A 20,019-nucleotide genomic window follows, 5' to 3' on the forward strand; every position below is an offset into this window, starting at 1 on the left:
CATGCTATTTTTAGAGCTGTGTTTCCGCGCCGGCATGTGTTTCATCTGCTCCCATCCTGCGACTCATGTCCTCCACCAGTTCATCCATCTCACGCCAAAAGGAGATCTTTCTGGCGGCTCGTGAGATCGTGGACGCCGGTGAACGTTCCCGATTTGTTGCAGATGCGTGCGGTGACGACGCCGAACTGCGGACGCGCATCGAGGTGATGCTGGGGGTGAAGGCGGACGGCTTCCTGGAACCGGACGAAACCTTGGTGAATTCCGTCGCCATACCGGGTGTGGGGGAGAAGATTGGTTACTTCGGCGACTATGTGCTGCTGGATGAGATCGCTCATGGCTCTTCGGGCGTGGTGTTCCGGGCCAGGCAGGTATCCCTAGACCGTGTGGTGGCGCTGAAGATGCTGAGGGACCGTCCGCTGCTAAGCACAGAGGCGGACACCCGGCGTCTGCGTGCGGAGGCCACGGCCGCAGCCTCGCTGGACCATCGGAACATCGTGCCGATTTACGAGGTCGGCGCCTATGAGGGGCAGCCGTATTTCAGCATGAAGCTCATCGAGGGCGGCACGCTGCAATTTCGCACGGCGGAGTTCCAGGCGGATCCACGAAAAGCTGCGGCTTTCATGGTCAAGGTCGCGCGCGCCGTGCATCACGCGCACACCAAGAGCATCCTGCACCGCGACTTGAAGCCGGGCAACATCTTGATCGATGCCGCCGGCGAGCCTCACATCACCGACTTCGGGCTGGCGCGAAAAATCGGCCTGGAGTCGGGTTTGACGATGACCGGAGTGGTGATGGGAACGCCACATTACATGAGTCCGGAACAGGCGCGTGGTGGTGGCCGCGAGCTCACGCCCGCCACGGACATCTACAGCCTCGGCGCGATCCTCTATGAGCTGGTGGAAGGCCGGCGGATTTTTCAGTCGGAAGACCTGATCGAGCTGCTGCAACAGGTGGCCGAAAAATCGCCACCTGCAATGCGCACGCCGCATCGCGATCTGGCAGCGATCGTGATGAAGTGCCTGGAAAAGTCGCCCGCAGCCCGCTACGCCACTGCAGGGGATCTGGCCGATGACCTGGAGCGCTGGCTACAGGCGCGGCCCGTTTCCGCCCGACGCAGCAGCGTGGCGAAACGAACGCTGATGCAAGCGGTAATGACCACAGCGGCAGTCACCGCATTCGTAGCGCTCGTGTTCGGCACCAAGACATTTTGGCCGGGAACAGAGCGCCTGGTGGTCACCACGATGGAGGATGAGCTGGATCCGCCCGGCACCACCGGAAGCGGCCTTTCCCTGCGCGAAGCAGTGCGCGATGTGCCCGATGGTGGACACATCGTGTTCTCCCAGGCGGGCAAGCTCACGCTGTCTCCAGCGCTCGGCGGCATCCGCATCGCGCGCAGCATCGAGATCAAGGGCGCGAATGTGGAGATTCACAATGGTCCGGATATCGACCGTGCTCTGTTCATCGAATTTGGGAGCCACGTCACGCTGCAAGGCCTGACGCTCAGTGGTGAGGCTGCGGACGCCCACCTACGCGGCAGCGTGGGAGCGATCGAGAACAACGGCGAACTGACCGCCACGGACTGCCGCTTCTTGAAACACGGCGGCGGGGGCCTTGGCGGGGCCATCGTCAGCGAAGGAGGGCTCACGCTGCGACGCTGCGTGTTCCAGGGCAATTTCAGCAACATGATGGGCGGCGCGCTCAATATCAAATGTACCGGTGCCCAGCAGGTGGAAATCGAGGACTGCCTCTTCGCGGACAATGTCTGTTATGGCAACGGCGGCAGCGCCATCAACATCGGCTTGCAGTCATCGAAGGCTCAGGCGCACCTGACACGGTGCACCGTGACCGGCAACATCTGGGATCCCGCATCCAAGCGAGACGCCGCCGCGGAGCATGAGCGCTTGGTCGCCCCAAACGTGCTTGTGGGCGGAGCACTCCGCATCCGTGGAAACAAGGTCACGCTGGACCGCTGCATCGTGGCTGGAAATGCAGCCAAAAGCCCGGGAGAGAAGGACATCTACGGCGATTTCACCCAGGTCGGCCCCAACTTCATCGGGGGCGATCCTAAAGACGCGCCCGCAGGTCTCGGCTCCAGCGTGAAATGAGGCGCTGAAAGAACTTTTCGGTTTTTTGCCGGAACGAAATCCGAACGGGGCATGTGAAAAGCGAACCCAATGAAACGCTTTCCTCTTCCATTCGTCATACTGATTTCGGTCTTTGCTTCGCTGCGCTCACTCCTGCGGAGCAGCACAGTCTTCGCGGTGCTAGCTGTCTTGCTTTGCCCGGCTGTCATACCGGCCTCCGCCCAGACGCCGAGTCTTGTCAGCTACCAGGGCCGAGTTGCCGTGGGCACTGTCAACTTCGAGGGCACGGGCAATTTCCGTTTCGCCCTCGTGAGCGCCAACGGTAGCAACGTCTACTGGAGCAACTCACCCGATGTGTCGCCTGCCAATGGCATCCCAGACGCCGCCGTCAATCTCACGGTTACGAAGGGGCTTTACTCGGTGCTGCTGGGCGACACTTCCATCAACAACATGGCCGCCATCCCAACGAACGCGTGGAACCATGCAGAAGTCCGTCTTCGTGTTTGGTTCAACGACGGCGTCAACGGCAACCAGCTGCTCACCCCTGACCAGCGCATCGCGCCTGCCGGCTACTTCGCCGACGGGAGTGTGGACAGCCCCGCTCTCGCCACCGGCGCGGTCACCACCACGAAGCTGGCCAACAACGCCGTCACCGCCGCGCAGATTGCGGCCGATGCGATTACGAGCGGACAGATTGAGTCTGGTGCCGTGACCGGTCCTAAAATCGCCGACGGTGCGATCAGCACTATCAAACTCAATGACGGTTCCGTGACGACCGTGAAGCTCGCCAACAACGCCGTCACCACCGCGCAGATCGCCGCTGATGCCGTGACGAGCGCACAGATTGCCGCCAGTGCTGTGACCGGCCCTAAAATCGCTGACGGCGCGGTCAACACCGTCAAGCTCAGCGATGGTGCCGTGACAACCATCAAGCTCAGCAATGGCGCAGTTGGAACTCTAAAACTCGCCGACGGTGCGGTGACCTTGGCAAAGCTAGGCCCGGATGTGGGGCTTTGGGGGACCAGTGGCGTGAACGTCTTCCGCAACGGAGGGAACGTTGGCATCAGCACCTCGACCCCGGAGTCCCTGCTGCATGTGGGCAGCTACGCCGCTGCCGGCCTTGATAATTTCGTAACGATTTCCAGCAGCGGCCCAAATGCGACGAACCCGGCCGCTGACCGCCTGGCGGGCATCAAATTGAGGAATTTCTCGAATGATTTCGGATTCACGATCTCATCCCTCGACGGGGTGAACAACGCCGGCCTGGACATCCGGAGGCATCTTTCAGACCCTGTCGGCAGCTCGGTCATGTTCCTTAGCAGGAACAGCGGCAACGTCGGCATCGGCACCTCAACCCCGGGGTCTCAGCTGCATGTGGGCAATTACTCTGCCGCTGGCGTTGATAATTTCATCACGGTCTCCGGCAGCAGCCCAAATGCGACGAGCCCGGCTGCTGACCGCCTGGCGGGCATCAAACTGAGGCATTTCTCGAATGATTACGGATTCACGATCTCATCCCTCGACGGAGTGAACAACGCCGGCCTGGACATCCGAAGGCACTTTTCAGACCCTGTCGGCAGCTCGGTCATGTTCCTTAGCAGGAACAGCGGCAAAGTTGGTATCGGCACAACGAGCCCCTCTGCGCCGCTGCAAATCATTGCGGGTGCCGGGAGCGCACCCGACACCAACGGCCTTGACGTCTTCAATCCCAGCAACACCGCTGGCAGCACCGCCATCATCTCAGCCCGGGTTGCGGGCGGCGCTGCCGGCAATCCCGTCGTTTCCTTCAATGTTGTTGGCGAGAGCGGATGGGTAATCGGCCTGGACAATGCCGACGCGAACAAATTCAAGATTGCTTCAACATCCGCGTTTGGCGGAACTCCTAGAATAACGATTACCACGGAGGGGGACATCGGCATTGGCACCATGTCGCCCTCCGAGAAACTTCATGTGACGGGAAATGCCTATCTCCAAGTCCCCGCATCGAATTCGCACATCAGGGCGCTAAGCATTGACGTTGCCTCGTTCGGCACCACTGAGAATGCACAGTCGAGTTATTTCCTCCGGGCGCAGGATATTGGCTCGGGAAGCACTCCGTTCGTCGTGAAAGGTGACGGCAAGGTCGGCATCGGGACCGCATCGCCGGCAATCAAGCTGGAGGTGAAAGGTGAGGCGACTGGATTCGATCAGTACAATTGGAATGCTTATCCCGTTGGCATCTGGGGCAGTTCTCATGGCATCGTGATTGATGTGGTCGGAGGTGGTAAGGATGGGCAGCCAAATCATTCCAACAACTACCTCGCTTTCAAGTCGGGGGACTACTTTTGGGGGAGCATCCAGGGACAAGACTTGGGCGACCTGCATAACTCGTTCGACTATATCTGGTATCAGAGCATGAGTTCTTTGCAGATCGGATTTAGTGCGGCGATCATCGCGGCTGAGATAGTCCAGGTGGACTTAGGAGAGGCGGCGGTTCACGGAGTTGAGTTCGCGCAAATCCTGGCGCAGTGGGCGCAGCAAACCATCGCGATGGATAGCAGCATCGGTGTGGTCTTCCAATCGGGTTCCGCTGACTACGCGGAGTGGCTGGAAATGAGAAATCCCGCGGAAGACATCAAAGCCGCCGAAATCATTGGCGTCTCGGGCGGCAAAATTTCCAAGGATACGACAGGTGCGGAACGATGCATGATCGCCTCCACCGCTCCAATCGTCGTCGGCAACAAGCAGCCCAAGGAAAGCGAGCCGCGTTTCAGGAAGGTCGCGTTCATAGGACAGGTTCCTGTGAAAGTCCGGGGCACCGTAAAAGTGGGAGACTATGTGGTCGCGTCCGGTTTGAATGATGGCTATGGCATTGGCATTCGTCCGGAGCGCATGGCCCTCCAAGATTATCCAAAGATCGCCGGCGTGGCCTGGTCTGCGACTACCGAAGGGAGTGGGGAAGGCCTGGTCAATGTGGCCGTCGGCATCAACACGAATGACCTGACTGCCAAACTCATTCAACAGCAGAAGCAGATCGACGGCATCGTCAGTTATCTCAAGGCCAAAGATCCCGCTTTCCCTGGAATAGAAAATGTGGCCGCCAACTCGGCGAAGCCATCGCAAGACACGACCGCACCCGCGGTCCCGCCGCGCCCCGCTGCCGCTGCTCAGCCTGATTGGGTGAAGTTGAAGCAATCCATCAAGGACCACCCGGAGCTGTTCGCCAAAATGCTGGATGCAGCGAAGAAGCAACTGGCCGCGAAGGGAACCGATCTGTCCAAGAACCCCCGCCTGGCCCAGGCACTCGATGTGAAGTATTACAACGACTGGGTGAACAACCCGGACGAGGTGCTGAAAGCTCCCCGGATGCCTGCTCCTGCCAAGGCCGCCACTCCGGTGAAGACCGGGAAGTGAGAGCAACCGCGATCCAGCCCCCACAGGGAAACCCATCATGAAGTCTCTTTTCCTGCTTCTCCTCTCGCTGCTGGCAATAACGGCCCATGGCGGCCCGCGCACGAGCGCGAGTTACAGAGTGCTCACCGACGGCACCTACACCGGTGGCAGCCGCGCCACCAGTACAGCCTACACCAATGACGGCAGCTCCGGAGGCATTGCCGGCATCTCCACCGTAGCCACGCCCGGCGAAACCATGAAGCACGGCTACATCGGCCAGTTCACAGAGGTCACCGCGCTCCAGCTCGCCGCCACGCCCGCCACTGTGAACGAAGGCACGACGCGCCAGCTCAGCGCCAGCCTGCTCAACGACGATCTCACCACCACCGCATTGCCCGCCACTGCTGTGGGCTGGGGCGTGCAGAGCGGCCCACTGACCGGAGTGGATGCCAATGGCCTGGCCACAGCAGCCGTCGTCTACCAAAACACCGCCGCCTCCGTCCTTGGGAATTATTTCTCTTTCACCGCCACTGGTGCCCTCACCGTGCTCAACGTGAACACGGACGACCTCCCCGGCTACTCCGGAGATGGCCTGGATGATGCGTGGCAGGCTCAATACTTCGGATTGAACAACCCGCTCGCCGCGCCCGAAGTGATCACCGACGGCACCGGCCTGACCAACCTCTTCAAGTTCACCGCCGGTCTGATTCCAAACAACAGTGGCTCCAGGTTTTTCTTCAATCCGCAGCCGTCACCTGGGGTGCCAGGCCAGATGCGCCTTGTCATCAACCCACGCTTCGCTGACCGCACTTACACCGTCATCACCAGCCCAGCGCTCGGAGCAGGTGCGGCGTGGACACCGCTCACCACTTTCACGATCGACGACAACGGCAACACGCGTACCATCACCGACACAAGCGCAACCGGGACGAGGAAATTCTATCGCGTGAAGGTCACGAAACCCTGACGCACACGTCACCAGCGCGCCCATCAGTCTCAAGCAGGACACAAAAAAACGGTTTTTTTGCCGGAATCGCGCACAGGCGGGGCATGAGCAAGAGGATGAGGCATCACGCCCCACCACCCATCCACCCACCGCCATGAAACACTTCTCACAAAGCTTCCGCCGCATCGCCTGCACGATGCTCCTTCTCTGCACCGCCACCACGCCCGCCTTGGCTGATCTTCCGCAGCAACGCAAAGCTCTCGACGAACTCCAGGCTGCGAAGAAAGCCGAAGATCCGATGCCCCTGCTGGAGTCCGCCAAAACCCGCATCACCAAGGCCAACAAGGGAAACAGGGAGGGAGACAAGAAAGACGTGATCGCGAAGATCAACGAGGCCATCGAGCAACTGAAGGCCGGCAACAAGAGCAAGATGGAGCAGAAGATCAATGCGGCCATCGCCAACCTCCATCAGGGCAAGGACAGCTCGAGACGTCCGAAGTGAGAAGGGGTGGCAGGAAGGCAAGTGTGCTGGCCTTGTCCGCCGAAGCCAAAATATAGCCGAAGTGCGGCGTAAAGAGCGGGAGGAGGTCAGCGCGATGCCGCATTTCACACAGTCTTTGTCGTGGAAAAAAGCGGACAGCCCTCGTTATGCTCTCCCATGCCCAAACTCGCCGCTTTCCCCAAAGCCTTCATGCAGGCCCTCTGCAAAGAAGGAACCATGACCGTTTCCGAATGGATTCAACTCGCCTCCAAGCTCGATGTTCAGGGGCTGGAATGGTATGCCGGTTTCCTTGAGATGGCCGATGAGAAAAACTGGCCGCGCTTTCGCAAGGAAGTGGAAGACACGGGCCGGGTGATCCCGATGATGTGCTGCTCGCCGGACTTCACGCATCCGGACGCGGCTTTCCGCGACAAGGAGATCGCCAAACAGAAACGCTGGATCGACATGACGCACACGCTGGGCGGATCATACTGCCGTGTGCTTAGCGGGCAACGTCGCCCAGAGCTGACGCTGGATGAAGGGGTGAAACTCGCGGCGGAATCCATCTACGCCTGCCTGCCCTATGCACAGGAGCGTGGCATCACGCTGATCATTGAGAACCACTACAAGGATGACTTCTGGGAGTATCCCGAGTTCGCACAGAAGATGGATGTCTTCTGCAAGCTGGTGGATGCGGTGAATCACCCAAACTTTGGCGTGAACTATGATCCTTCGAACACTTACCTCGCGGGTGAGGACCCGATCGAGCTGCTGAAACGCGTGTCGCATCGCGTGGTGACCATGCACGCCAGTGACCGTTACCTTGCCGAAGGCACCATCGAAGATCTGCGCAAGGAAGAAGGTGGCGCACAAGGATATGCGAAGCGTTTGCGCCATGGCGAGATTGGCAAAGGTCTCAATGACTACGACGCCATTTTCACGGAACTGAAGAGCAAGGACTTTAACGGCTGGATTAGCATTGAGGATGGTGTCGATGGCATGGAACAGCTCGCGCGCAGCGTGGAGTTTTTGAAAAAGAAGATCGCGATCTACTGGCCGCAGTAGCCCGCCCGTCAATTCCCCCTTTCGTTTATGAAAACAAACTCAACCCATTCTCTGGGAGGCCTCTCCCTGCTCGTCTCACTCTGGCTATGCACCTTCGGACTCGGAGCGGACAAGGTCCTGCCTGCGTGCAACCGCCTGCGATTTGAACCGCTGCCCGGAACCGAGCGGGCGATGGTGGGGGCCAAATTGGAAGGGTCCAATACCTCCCGAACGGAGGGTTATGTCACTTTGGCGACCCTTCAAGAAACGCCGGCGCCCAAAACCTGGACAGATGTGAAGTTTGACAACGCGAAGCTCTACCGCTGGGTGCGCTTCTCCATGCCCGCGGGTGTAACGTCGAAAATGGGCAAGGTGGAGGTTTATGCCGGTGAGCGGCTGCTTGCAGGAAATGAGAACAAGGGTGCCCTATTCACCCCTTTTGTCGAAGGCAAGGACGGCGTGAACGAGAGCGCGATCGGATTTGACCTGTTTGCCACCGCCACCCCAGGCCGCCCTGCGTTTACCCCGGCAGGAGGCGATCTGGACCAGCCCACGGATGTAAAGCTGAGCGGACCGCGTGAGGCCGTCATCCGCTACACACTCGATGGCAGCACACCCACGGCCGAGCATGGAGAGACCTACACGAAGCCGATCCATGTGGACAAGAATACCACGATCACGGCCGTTACGATCGATCCTGACCGCGTAGCGCCGAGCCTCGCGGTGACCGTGACGTATCTGGTGAAGGGCCAGAGCAAGCCGGGCCTTTTCACCGCCCATGTGGGCAACAGCCTCACCGGTACCTGTGGTGGCTTCTGGCGCTATGCGCGCACGGCTGGCTATGCCCACCGTCAGGAGTCGTTTCTGCGGCCCGGTGCGCTCACGCGTGAGAACTGGGCGGTCGCCACCGGTGACTACAAAAATGACAAGCTTGCCAATGCCAAAGAAACCCAGGCGCTGAAACGCGGCACCCCGAGCTGGGACGATTACTGGGCGAAGGTCGGCAAGGTGGATCTCATCACGCTGCAGCCGCGTGACTATGACCTCGACAAAGAGATCGCCGCCGAGATCAGTTTCATCCGCAAGTTCCGCGAGAAATCACCAGAGCTTCAGCCGTGGCTCTATTGTGAGTGGGTGGAGATGAAGCGAGCCCGCCCCAGCGACCAGGGCACCGTGCCGAGCTACCAGATGAAGAAGACTTTTCCCGCGCTGACGTGGGAGGAATCCATGAGCGCCATGCTGCTCTATGTGGAGGAATTGCAGCATCGCCTGAATCCACAGATCGCGGATGGCAAACCAGCGCACATCATTCCCAGCGCGCTGGCCATGGGCTGGATCAAAAACATGATTGATCACAATCAGGTGCCCGGCGTGAAGCCAGGATCTTTCTATCCGCTGCTGTTTAACGACCAAGTGCATCCTGCGAGCGGGCCGATCCACAACTCGGCGAATGGTGCGTATCTTGTGGATCTCACCTGGTATTCCGCCTTCTATCGCGAAGCTCCAGAGGGCAAAACGCTTCCCATAGAAACCACCTTCACGCCCGAGCAGGCGCGACTTATCGAGCGCCTCGCCTGGGATGTGGTGAAGAATTATCCGGACTGCGGCCTGTATGAAGAAGGCAAGGAGGCCTGCGGCAAACCGCAGTTTAGCAGCGATGGGAAGATCATCACGCTTAAATCTTCGACTCCGGGAGCGTGGTTTCGCTACACACTCGACGGCACCACGCCGACGCGCACACGCGGCTATGTGTACTGCGGTGCCATCAGCGTTCAGCCCGGCATCCAGGTGCAAGCTGTAGCCTACAAAAGCGGCATGGCAGACAGCGCCGTCACCGCTCCTTAATAATCTACCATGAAAACCCTCGCTCTTCTCAGCGCCCTCGCCCTTGCCTCGATTTCCCATGCTGAAGGCCCTCTCCAGCCTGTGCTGCAATCGTTTGTGGACAAGCACCTTGTTCCCGGTGTGGTCGCGCTGGTCGCCAGCAAAGACAAGGTGCTCGACCTCGACTCCGCTGGCTATGCAAGCCTCGCCAGCAAAACGCCCATGCGGAAGAATGCGGTGTTTTGGATCGCCTCCATGAGCAAGTCGCTCACGGGTGCCGCACTCATGATGCTGGTGGACGAGGGCAAGGTGAGCCTGGATGATCCTGTGGAGAAGTTTCTTCCCGAATTCAAAGGGCAGCAGGTGAAGGCCGCGGATGGCTCGCTGCATCCGCCGAAACATCCCATCACTGTGCGTGAGGTCATGTGCCACACCAGCGGTCTCGTGCTGGCGAATGAAAAGGGGCTGAAGAAAACGCAGTCTCTGAAGGAGAATGTGGCTTTGTTTGCGTCCTACTCTCTGCGGCAGGAGCCGGGCACCAAATACGAATACAACAATTGCGGCGTCGATACCGGCGGCCGCATCATCGAAGTGCTGAGCGGGATGAGCTATTCGGACTTCATGCAGAAGCGGCTGTTTGATCCGCTGGTCATGAAGGACACCACCTTCTGGCCGAATGAAGAGCAGGCATCCCGCCTCGCACACACGGCACGCTTCACCGCAGACAAGAAGGATCTTGAAGAGATCAAGCAGGACAAGGATGTGGAGCAGCGCATCATCGACAAATGGAGCGAAGGCGTGCACGTGCCGCGGGCCGTGACCGCGGACATGGGTGCCGGAGTCGCCTTCAACTACGCCAAGCATTTTGGTGAGCCCGCAGGCGGCTTCTATTCCACCGCGGCTGATGTGGGCACCTTCTGCCGCATGCTGCTCAATGGCGGCATGCTGGATGGAAAGCGCTACCTTTCTGAAAAGGCGGTCAAACAATTGTCATCCATCCAGACGGGCGACACTCCGGTGAGCCCTGATTCGGCTTACGGCGTGGGATTTTCCGTCAAACTCACGGACGAGGAAGGCCCTAGTGCCGGCAGTTTTGGCCACCGCGGCGCACGCCGAACGGCCATGTGGATCGATCCGAAAAACGAACTGGTCATGGTCATCCTCGTGGAGCGCTTTGACATGACGGGCGAGGAGCAGAAGGTCATGTACGGCGGTTTCATGAAGGCAGCGGTGAAGGCCTTCGGGAAAGCTGGGAAGCAATCTCGCTGACAAGATCGTCCTTCAATCCACCATGAAACGTCTGCTTGTCTTAGCCCTCTGTGTTTTGCTTCTTCCGCAATTCTCACCGGCGGAGAGCAGGCGGCCGAACATCCTTTTAATCCTGGTGGATGACATGGGCTGGAGCGATCTCGGCTGCTATGGAGCGGACCTGCACGAGACGCCGCGCATCGATCAGTTCGCCGCCGAATCGGTGCGCTTTACCAACGCCTATGCGATGTCCGTTTGCTCGCCGACACGCTCAACCTTGATGACCGGCAAGCATGCTGCGCGGCTGCGTTTCACGATCTGGGCCGAAGGCGCTGAGGGAGGAGGGGCGAAGAACCGCAAACTGCGCGAAGCCCCTTCCATTTGGAATCTGCCGCACACCGAAACGACCATTGCCAAACATCTGCATGAGACGAGTTATCTCACCGCACTCGTGGGCAAATGGCACCTGGGAGACTGGATGCACTATCCGGAATCTCATGGCTTCGATATCAACATCGGCGGCACGAACTGGGGCGCACCGCAGACCTTTTGGTGGCCTTACAGCGGCAGCGGGCGCTTTGGAGATGAGTTCCGCTATGTACCACACCTAGAGTTCGGCAAGCCCGGTGAATATCTGACTGACCGACTCACTGATGAAGCCATCAAGGTGATGGACCGCGCAAGTGAGCAGCCTTTTTTCATCTACCTCGCCCATCATTCAGTACACACGCCCATCGAGGCGAAGGAAGCCGATGTGAAGCACTTTGATGCCAAGCTGCGCGAAGGCATGAATCACAAGCACGGCGTCTATGCCGCGATGACCAAGAACCTCGACGACAACGTAGGCCGTGTGCTGGATCATCTCGAGAAGAGCGGTCTCGACAAGAACACGCTCGTTATCTTCGCCAGCGACAACGGCGGTTACATTGGCTCTGACAAAGCCAGTGGTCGCGACATGCCGGTGACTAGCAATGCCCCCCTGCGCTCTGGGAAAGGCTCGCTCTATGAGGGTGGCATTCGCATTCCCCTGATCATTCGCTGGCCTGCGGTGACCAAGGCAGGCGTCTGCGATGAACCCGTAGTCACGATGGATCTCTTTAACACCCTTCTCGGCGCCGCCGGACTTCCCACTCAAGCAAACGACGGCCTGGATCTCACTCCCTTGCTGAAACAGCCGGAATCAAAGCTGAAGCGCGACGCACTCTTTTTTCATTACCCGCATTACTACCACACCACCACGCCCGTCAGTGCTGTGCGCTCGCGTGACTGGAAGCTGCTGGAGTTCTTCGAGGACGACCACCTCGAACTCTACAACCTCCATGATGATGCGGAGGAAAAAAAGGATCTTGCCAAGGCGATGCCCGAGAAGGCACAGGCCCTGCGCGATCAACTCCACGCCTGGCGCACAGCCGTGGATGCCGCGCTGCCCACTCCGAACCCTGATTTCAAACCCGGAAAAGCAAAGGTGAAGCCATGAAACACCTCCTTATTCTCTTCGGTGCTCTTGTCGCGCAAGTGGCACCGCTCATCGCCGCTGAAAGCGTTTCGAAGCCAAACATTCTGTGGATCATCGCAGAGGACGCTTGCAAAGACTTCGGGTGTTACGGGATGCAGGCTGCGCGCACGCCTCACATTGACCGTCTGGCTTCAGAGTCCTGTCTTTATCACCATGCGTTCGCCACCGGTCCGGTGTGCTCTGCTTCGCGCTCGGCTTTCATGACGGGCCTCTATCAGACGCGCATCGGCGCTCACAATCATCGCAGCCACCGAACGAAGGAGTTTACACGACCCGCAGGGGTGAGACTGATCACTGAACGGCTGAGTGAGGCGGGCTACTTCACCGCCAATGTGCGCACGCTGCCACCGGCATTGGGCTTTAATGGCGCAGGGAAGACGGACTGGAATTTTTTTGATAACGGCAAGGCATTCGACAGCGCGAAATGGAGCGACTTGAAAGTACATCAGCCTTTTTATGCGCAGGTCAATCTCCACGAAACGCACCGCCCCTACTACCGTGCCGCGAAGCATCCGACCGATCCCGCGACTGTGAAACTGCCTCCCTATCTTGCAGATGACCCGATCATTCGCGCGGACTGGGCTGCGTATCTTGATGAGGTCGCCGTGCTGGACGAAAAAGTCGGCGCACTGCTTTCTCTCCTAGATAGCGAAGGCCTGCGGGAAAACACCGTCGTATTCTTTTTCTCAGATCATGGCCGCGAGGACTTCCGCGGAAAATACTTCCCTTCGGAGCAGGGTTTCGAAGTCCCGCTCATGGTACGCTGGCCGACACTGTTGAAACCCGGCAGCACCAGCGATTACCTCGTTTCCCTGTTGGATGTACATGCGACATCGCTCTCGCTGGCCGGCGTGGATTTTGCGGGCCTCGATGGCGAACCATTCTTCGGTCCCTCCGCGAAGAAACGCGAATTCATCTTTGGAGCCCGCGACCGCATTGACGATACGCCGGACCGAGTGCGCACCGTGAGAGACGCCCGCTTCAAGCTCGTTCACAACTTCGAACCTCAGCGCCCCTACTTGCAACGCATGGCCTATGCTGAGCTGACAAACCCCACCTACAACCGCATGCGCCAGCTTTCTGCTGAAGGAAAGCTCAATACGGACCAGGCCAAGTTCATGGCCTCGCAGCGCCCCACGGAGGAACTCTACGATCTGCAGAACGACCCTTTTGAGTTTCATAATATTGCCGAAGATCCTGCCCATCAGGAAATCCTAAACCGCCTGCGGCGTCAGCTTGATGCCTGGATCTCCGGAACTCATGATCAAGGCACCGTGCCGGAGGATCCCAAAACAGTGGCGGAAGATTTGAAGCGCAATGAGAACACCGATCGCAAATTGCGCGCCGAATTTGGACTCGGTCCGAATGAGGTCTTGTTGAAAACATTAGAGCATCCCACCAAAAAACCTTGAAGCCGCACGCTCAGGCGTGGGCGTCCATGTCGCCTTCCATTCATCCCATCCCTCCACCATGAACCTCGATGTCTTATGCATTGGTCATGCAGCCTGTGATGTGAGTCTCTTTGTGGATTCTTATCCGCCGGAGAATTCCAAATGCGAAACGCATGAGTCCCTCGAAGGCTGTGGCGGACCGGCGGCGAACGCCGCGTGGCTGCTTTCGAGCTGGGGCCTTCGCGCGGGCTTTGCGGGACTCGTGGGCGATGATGTTTACGGCAGACGTGCGCGGGATGAACTGGAAGCCGTGGGCACAAACGTGTCCCTGATGGAGCTGCGGAGTGGGCATGTCACACCTTTGTCCATGATTCTGGTCAACCGGGAGAACGGCAGCCGAACCATCATCAATCGGAAGGCCGGGGCCACGGCGCTGTCTCTGGATGCTGGCGCTGTGCGCGCGCTTTCGCCGCGAGTGTTGTTGTTCGACGGACATGAACTGGGGGCCTCTTTGACCGCCATGCGGGAATTTCCAGACGCTGTTTCCATTCTCGATGCGGGCTCATGGCGCGAAGGCACGGCCACGCTTGCCAGCAAGGTGCAATACCTCGCGGCCTCTGAGCGCTTCGCGTTGCAAGCCACCGGTATGGCGAATTTAAAGGGGGCACAGGAACAGCAGGAATGCCTGCGCCGGTTGCGCAGCCAGTTCGGCACCCGCACCATTGTTACCCTGGGAGAGCGAGGCCTGATTTATGATGTGGGAGACGGATTTGATGAACTGCCTGCATTTTCAACCGCCATCGTGGACACCACGGCAGCGGGAGACATTTTCCACGGTGCCTTTGCGTTTGGCGTGGCACGTGGCATGCCGCTGAGGGAGGTGCTGCGCCTTGCCTCCATGGCTGGATCTTTGTCTGTCCGCAAACCTGGCGGCAGATCGTCAGCACCCACGTTGGCTGAAGTGGAGGAGGCCCTCTGCCTTGCGCCCTAGACGGTCTTTCAATGCTCCAAGGAAACATGGTTCAAACCCCATCTTAACTTCATGAACTCGTTTTTATACCGCCTCAATCTGGCCATTGTTATTTGCACGGCTTCCATGCTGCATGCAGAGCCTGTCCCCGACAGCAAGGCCCGACCCAACGTTCTGTTTATCATGACCGACCAGCATCGCTGGGACTGCATCGCGGCGAATGGCAACAAGATCATCAAAACTCCCAATCTGGATCGCCTGGCGGCACGTGGCGCCAATTTCACCAACGCTTTTGTCTCCTCGCCTGTTTGCGTACCTTCGCGCATCAGCTTTTTCACCGGCCGCTACGCGCACTCGCATAAGAATCGAGTGAACTACACGCCCCTGGACCGAAACGAGGTGTTGATGCAGGCCCGTTTTAAAGAGGCCGGCTATCGCACGGCCGCAGTGGGGAAGCTGCACTACTACCCGCCGAACCGTGAGGAGGCGTTTCGCACCGGCTTTGAAACTGCCGAATTGCATGACGGCTCGTCCATCACCGATCTGTGGTCGGATTACGTGAAATGGATGCGGGAGAACAATCCGGACTTTAAGCCCTACTACCGCGCCATGGTTAAGGACGTTGCCCCGGGTAAGAATCCTTTTCGTTCAGTGCTGGACCTCAAATTCACCGACACCGCCTGGACCGGCGAACGCTCCCGTGCCGTGCTCACCGATTTGGCGAAGCAGGAGAAGCCGTTCTTCTTTTACGTTTCATTTTGGAAGCCGCACTCGCCCTATGAAGTCGCTGCTCCTTACGACAGCATGTATGACAGTGTGGAGATTCCCATTCCTGCCACCGTCAGTCTTGAGACTGTGAAGGATTTGCCGCTGCCCGTGCAAAAGCTCGCCATGCGCCATGGCGGTCCGAAGCTGGACCGCGAACGCCTCGAGTGGGCCTACCGCAGTTATTACGGCACCATCTCCCATGTGGACCATGAAATCGGCCAGCTGCTGGATGCACTCGAAGCCTCGGGTAAGGCGGCCAATACGCTTATCGTGTTTAGCTCAGACCATGGCGACCAGCTGTTCGAGCACGCCATCACGGACAAGAATTGTTTCTTCGATCCGTCGGTGCGCGTGCCGTTCATGGTCAGTCTGCCGGGACGGATCAAGAGCGCCAAGTATGACCAGCTCATCGAAACCGTCGATCTGCTGCCGACATTGCTGGAGTTCACCGGCATTCCGGAACCACGCGAAGTCGAGGGTCGCAGCTTTGCACCGCTGATCGCGGACATGGGCCGGAGCTACGAGCCGCATGCGGAAGTTTTCAGCGAGAACATCATCCCTGAAGTCATCACCGGCGGGAAGATGGACATGCCGTTTGAAAAAGGCCAGGGCGTGGGCGGCATCCGCCACCCCGATGCTAAGATGGTCCGCACCGAGCGCTGGAAGTACTGCTACTATCCCGCCGGCTATGCGGAGCTCTATGATTTGAAGGCAGACCCGCTGGAAACGAAGAATCTGGCCGGGCAGGCGGACATGCGTGAGATCGAATACGATCTGCGCACACGACTGCTGAACTGGCTCATCAACAGCCAGGAGACGGACCAGATTCAAAACCGCTGGATGCTTCCGGAGAAAAAATGAAACCATTCGCCACTTCATGCCATTTCTCACTTTGCTCGCGGTCGTCGCTTCATCTTTCGAGAACGCGGGAAGGCGCAGCTTGTAGGAACAACACCATCTCACGCTCTCCAGCCATGAAGGTCTGCCTCGGATTGATCTGCCTCCTTATCGCCGCCGTCCATGCCGGAGCCGATGAGTTCACCTCCCATGGGGTAAAAATTTTTTACACTGTGCAGGGCAGCGGTTCTCCGGTGGTTTTGATTCATGGCCTGCACTCCAGCGGAGCAATGAACTGGACGCTTCCGGGCACCACGGCAGCGCTGGCACAAAGTCACCGTGTCATCGTCATGGACTGCCGCGGCCATGGGAAGTCTGACAAGCCGCAAACTGACGCCGAGTACGGTGAAGCGATGGCGGAGGATGTGGTCTCGCTGCTCGATCACCTCGACATCCGGAAAGCGCACATCGCGGGATATTCGATGGGTGGGATGATCGCCCTGAAGACGGCGGTGCTGCACCCCGAGCGGGTGCAGGGCCTGCTGCTGTGCGGCATGGGCTGGCTGCAGGATGGCAGCACGCTGCAGGCCTTCTGGGAACGTATTCCCGTGCGAGAACGGCTGATCGGCGGCAGCAGCGGCAGCGCCTGCATGAAAGGCATGGCACGTCTGGCGGTGACCGAGGCTCAGGTGAAGGCGCTCAAAGTGCCAGCAGCCGTCATCGTAGGCGACCACGATCCAGTGGACAGGCTTTATGTGCAGCCACTCAGCCAGATCCGTCCTGAATGGCCGGTGACCAAGATCGAGGGAGCCGGCCACCTGACCTGCGTGATGAAGCCGGTGTTTCGGAACGAGGTGGTGAAGGCGATTGCGAGCTTTGAAAAGTAGGACACATCTCTGCACCCGACCATGAAACCACTCCTGCCGACTCTCCTTTTCTCCTGCCTCGCCCTGCTTGCCGTAACACTTCATGCCCAGGAGCCGGAGCGCATCCGCGACATCATCTACACGAAGCATGACGGCGTGGCGCTAACCATGGATGTATTCAAGCCGGCGAAGCCCAACGGAGCGGGCATCATCAAGATCATCAGCGGCGGCTGGAAATCGAACCACAATGGCATCAGCGACGGCGGCTGGCCGAAGGCTGGCTACACAACGTTTGTCGTCGTGCACGGCACGCAGCCGCGCTTCCAAGTGGAGGAGATCGTGGCGGACCTAAACCGTGCGGTGCGTTTCGTGCGCGCCCACGCGGCAGATTATGGCGTGGGCCCGCAGAAGCTCGGCGTCACCGGCAGCAGCGCGGGCGGGCATCTCAGCCTAATGCTGGCCACGCGTGGCGGCGCTGGCGATGCGAAAGCGGCTGATCCCATCGACCGCGAAAGCAGCGCCGTGAATGCGGTAGCCTGCTTTTATCCGCCAACAGATTACCTCAACTGGTTTGAACCCGGAGACAATGCGGTGGGCATCGGCAAGCTGGCAGCGTACGCAGGGGCGTTTGGTCCGAAGGCCGCAACTGAAGAGGGACGCATGGCCCTGGGGAAGGAGTTGTCTTCCATCTACTGGGTTCACAAAGGGCAGCCGCCCATTTTCATCGTGCATGGCGATGCAGACCCGCAGGTGTCCATCACGCAGTCGCAGCGTTTTCTCAAACGCTGCCATGAAGAGGGTGCTGTGTGCGAACTGGTGATCCGCGAAGGTGCGGGACACGGAGGCTGGCAGGAGATGGCGCAGGATACGGAGCGGATGGTGGAGTGGTTTGATCTCCAGCTGCTGGGCAAGCAGCCCGCCAAGCCCTTCACGCTGGATGTTTCCTCGCTGCCCAGCACTCCGGTGCAGAAGGCAAAGAAGCCATGAGCCACCCCATCTGATCAACTTTTCTTCCTATGAAGCCCCTGCTCTGCCTCCTATTGCTCGCCACCGCTTCATGGGCGGATGATTCAGCAACGCTCGAAGCCCTGCTGGCCAAAGGCGGCGTGGTGACGATTCCTGCGGGTGATTACCATCTCGATGGCAGCAAGCCTCTGCCTCTTGCCTCAAACATGACAGTTTTCGCTCACGGAGCGAGGTTCATTCTGCCTGACACGCTGCCGGACAAGGCGCGCGTGGTGCTGTTTAGCGGAGCGGACATCTCGCACTTGACATGGCATGGAGGTGAGTTTGTCGGCCACGTGTTTGATCCGGCTCAGAAGGAGAACCTCTGGGAGCCGAATGCCAACACCAAGGGCATCGAGATCACCACCACAAAGGTGGGTGGCACGCATGACATTCTCTTTCGCGAGGTGAAATCCAATGGCATGGCCGGGGCGGTGATCGGTGTGCACGGCCTGATCGGAAAAAAGGAGAGTGAAGTCATGGCGTACACGGAACGCGTGGCGGTGGAAAGCTGCACCCTGATGCGCAGTGGCAAGTTCATGTGGGACTACGGCTATCTCTGGCAGATCATGACCTTTCCGGAGTCGTATGAACCCTGGGAAGTCGAGCGGGCCCAAAAGTATTTCCGCACTGATTTGATGCGGGAGGTAACTTTCAGCGGAGATCTGGTGAAGTTTGACAACACGAACCGCCCGCTGGTCGTCAGCGAAACGGATGAACCCAAAGAGGCGATCACGTTTATGGGTTCAAAGTTGCCGAAAAGCATCGTGCGGGGCAGGCAGTATTTTGTGATCGAGTCCACGCCGGACCACGCCAAGATCGCCGAACAGCCCAAAGGCGCTGCGCTGCGATTCGAAGGTGAAGGCAGCGGCAGCCTTGCATTCAACCTCAGCGGCACCTACTTGGGCGCCTATGCACCAACAGGCGGCGGGCCGGGCAAGGGAGCGTTTGACATTGTGGGAGCGAAAGAGGTGCGAGTCACCGGCTGCCAGCTCAGCGCCATCGGCGACACGATGCACATCCAGCGCTGCCAGAACGTGATCTTCGCGAACAACCACATCATCGGCAGCCGCATGGGCGCGTTCTTTCTGGCGGAATACTGCCAGAATGCCACGATCACCGGCAACCTCGTGGACGGCACCAATGGCTCCCGAGTGATCAGCGTGGAGAAGAGCTGCACGGACGTGACGATGACGGGAAACACCTTTCGCAACGGCGGGCGTGGCGCATGGATCAACCAACCGGTGAACTTCATCATGACGGGCAATATTTTCGTCAACAACACGACGAAGAACGAGACGGACATGCGGCGCGGCCGGATCGCCTATCGGACGGCAAAGCCGGGCGAGTTTCCCGAACTTTACTTCACCATCTATGAACCCGGCGCGACCTACGGGCCGGTCATTGTGAGGGACAATATCTTTGTCCTGGGCGACTCCGCTCCCGCCGAAGCGGTGACCTTTGCTCCCAACGGCCACGATTTGCAGTTCAGTGGCAACACGTTTCAAAACAAGGCGACCACCATTGTCGTGGACCCCACCTGCAAGAATGCATTGATTGAAAACAACCAGGGAGCCACAACCATCAGCAGGCCGGTGGACTTCAATCACGGCAGGCGGTGAACAGCGCTGAGTCTGTAAAACTGCTCGAAAAACACGGGGGGCCTG

General features: G+C 59.0%; 14 protein-coding genes. All 14 read left to right on the top strand.

Translation table 11 applies throughout. From position 1 onward, the window contains the following. Positions 1 to 65: 65 nt before the first annotated feature. The 14 genes from ACILSO_RS01720 (at position 66) to ACILSO_RS01785 (ending at position 19,974) form a co-directional block, all read left to right on the top strand. A complete protein-coding gene (locus ACILSO_RS01720; RefSeq protein WP_395735624.1) occupies positions 66 to 2,105 on the top strand; it encodes a protein kinase domain-containing protein in 2,040 nt (679 codons plus the stop codon). A gap of 69 nt (positions 2,106 to 2,174) precedes the next feature. After that, on the top strand, positions 2,175 to 5,477 hold the full coding sequence (locus ACILSO_RS01725; protein ID WP_395735625.1) for a hypothetical protein: 3,303 nt from the start codon (positions 2,175 to 2,177) through the stop codon (positions 5,475 to 5,477). 37 nt (positions 5,478 to 5,514) lie between these two features. Continuing rightward, entirely contained in the window at positions 5,515 to 6,423 is a 909-nt protein-coding gene (locus ACILSO_RS01730) for a hypothetical protein (protein WP_395735626.1), read from the top strand. A 133-nt stretch (positions 6,424 to 6,556) separates the two neighbouring features. Then, positions 6,557 to 6,904, top strand: coding sequence for a hypothetical protein (locus tag ACILSO_RS01735; RefSeq protein WP_395735627.1), 348 nt, complete (start codon positions 6,557 to 6,559; stop codon positions 6,902 to 6,904). A 156-nt stretch (positions 6,905 to 7,060) separates the two neighbouring features. Beyond that, positions 7,061 to 7,948, top strand: a complete 888-nt coding sequence (locus ACILSO_RS01740) for a sugar phosphate isomerase/epimerase family protein (RefSeq protein WP_395735628.1) — start codon at positions 7,061 to 7,063, stop codon at positions 7,946 to 7,948. 27 nt (positions 7,949 to 7,975) lie between these two features. Next, on the top strand, positions 7,976 to 9,772 hold the full coding sequence (locus ACILSO_RS01745; protein ID WP_395735629.1) for a chitobiase/beta-hexosaminidase C-terminal domain-containing protein: 1,797 nt from the start codon (positions 7,976 to 7,978) through the stop codon (positions 9,770 to 9,772). A gap of 9 nt (positions 9,773 to 9,781) precedes the next feature. Next, positions 9,782 to 11,020 carry a serine hydrolase domain-containing protein gene (locus ACILSO_RS01750; protein WP_395735630.1) on the top strand — a complete coding sequence of 413 codons (1,239 nt, stop codon included), beginning with the start codon at positions 9,782 to 9,784 and terminating at the stop codon, positions 11,018 to 11,020. A 22-nt stretch (positions 11,021 to 11,042) separates the two neighbouring features. Next, entirely contained in the window at positions 11,043 to 12,476 is a 1,434-nt protein-coding gene (locus ACILSO_RS01755) for a sulfatase (RefSeq protein ID WP_395735631.1), read from the top strand. Then, positions 12,473 to 13,927 (top strand): sulfatase, encoded by a 1,455-nt coding sequence (locus ACILSO_RS01760; protein ID WP_395735632.1) that lies wholly within the window; start codon positions 12,473 to 12,475, stop codon positions 13,925 to 13,927. Before ACILSO_RS01755 ends, ACILSO_RS01760 begins: the two co-directional genes overlap by 4 nt. Before the next feature lie 58 nt (positions 13,928 to 13,985). Then, entirely contained in the window at positions 13,986 to 14,897 is a 912-nt protein-coding gene (locus tag ACILSO_RS01765; protein ID WP_395735633.1) for a carbohydrate kinase family protein, read from the top strand. Between the two features lie 51 nt (positions 14,898 to 14,948). Next, entirely contained in the window at positions 14,949 to 16,505 is a 1,557-nt protein-coding gene (locus ACILSO_RS01770; RefSeq protein ID WP_395735634.1) for a sulfatase, read from the top strand. A gap of 113 nt (positions 16,506 to 16,618) precedes the next feature. Further along, positions 16,619 to 17,368, top strand: a complete 750-nt coding sequence (locus ACILSO_RS01775; protein WP_395735635.1) for an alpha/beta fold hydrolase — start codon at positions 16,619 to 16,621, stop codon at positions 17,366 to 17,368. 21 nt (positions 17,369 to 17,389) lie between these two features. Next, complete coding sequence (locus ACILSO_RS01780) at positions 17,390 to 18,334, top strand: prolyl oligopeptidase family serine peptidase (protein WP_395735636.1); 945 nt, start codon at positions 17,390 to 17,392, stop codon at positions 18,332 to 18,334. 29 nt (positions 18,335 to 18,363) lie between these two features. After that, positions 18,364 to 19,974, top strand: a complete 1,611-nt coding sequence (locus ACILSO_RS01785) for a right-handed parallel beta-helix repeat-containing protein (RefSeq protein WP_395735637.1) — start codon at positions 18,364 to 18,366, stop codon at positions 19,972 to 19,974. The last annotated feature ends 45 nt before the right edge of the window (positions 19,975 to 20,019 follow it).

It is taken from the genome of Prosthecobacter sp., assembly GCF_044226605.1.
Lineage (GTDB): Bacteria > Verrucomicrobiota > Verrucomicrobiia > Verrucomicrobiales > Verrucomicrobiaceae > Prosthecobacter.

What these genes read in the sequence shown, in the direction of transcription:
- ACILSO_RS01730 (WP_395735626.1), top strand. Translation starts at nt 5,515, where the DNA reads ATGAAGTCTCTTTTCCTGCTTCTCCTCTCGCTGCTGGCAATAACGGCC.
- ACILSO_RS01780 (WP_395735636.1), top strand. Translation starts at nt 17,390, where the DNA reads ATGAAACCACTCCTGCCGACTCTCCTTTTCTCCTGCCTCGCCCTGCTT.
- ACILSO_RS01735 (WP_395735627.1), top strand. Translation starts at nt 6,557, where the DNA reads ATGAAACACTTCTCACAAAGCTTCCGCCGCATCGCCTGCACGATGCTC.
- ACILSO_RS01770 (WP_395735634.1), top strand. Translation starts at nt 14,949, where the DNA reads ATGAACTCGTTTTTATACCGCCTCAATCTGGCCATTGTTATTTGCACG.
- ACILSO_RS01750 (WP_395735630.1), top strand. Translation starts at nt 9,782, where the DNA reads ATGAAAACCCTCGCTCTTCTCAGCGCCCTCGCCCTTGCCTCGATTTCC.
- ACILSO_RS01725 (WP_395735625.1), top strand. Translation starts at nt 2,175, where the DNA reads ATGAAACGCTTTCCTCTTCCATTCGTCATACTGATTTCGGTCTTTGCT.
- ACILSO_RS01760 (WP_395735632.1), top strand. Translation starts at nt 12,473, where the DNA reads ATGAAACACCTCCTTATTCTCTTCGGTGCTCTTGTCGCGCAAGTGGCA.
- ACILSO_RS01740 (WP_395735628.1), top strand. Translation starts at nt 7,061, where the DNA reads ATGCCCAAACTCGCCGCTTTCCCCAAAGCCTTCATGCAGGCCCTCTGC.
- ACILSO_RS01745 (WP_395735629.1), top strand. Translation starts at nt 7,976, where the DNA reads ATGAAAACAAACTCAACCCATTCTCTGGGAGGCCTCTCCCTGCTCGTC.
- ACILSO_RS01755 (WP_395735631.1), top strand. Translation starts at nt 11,043, where the DNA reads ATGAAACGTCTGCTTGTCTTAGCCCTCTGTGTTTTGCTTCTTCCGCAA.
- ACILSO_RS01720 (WP_395735624.1), top strand. Translation starts at nt 66, where the DNA reads ATGTCCTCCACCAGTTCATCCATCTCACGCCAAAAGGAGATCTTTCTG.
- ACILSO_RS01765 (WP_395735633.1), top strand. Translation starts at nt 13,986, where the DNA reads ATGAACCTCGATGTCTTATGCATTGGTCATGCAGCCTGTGATGTGAGT.
- ACILSO_RS01775 (WP_395735635.1), top strand. Translation starts at nt 16,619, where the DNA reads ATGAAGGTCTGCCTCGGATTGATCTGCCTCCTTATCGCCGCCGTCCAT.
- ACILSO_RS01785 (WP_395735637.1), top strand. Translation starts at nt 18,364, where the DNA reads ATGAAGCCCCTGCTCTGCCTCCTATTGCTCGCCACCGCTTCATGGGCG.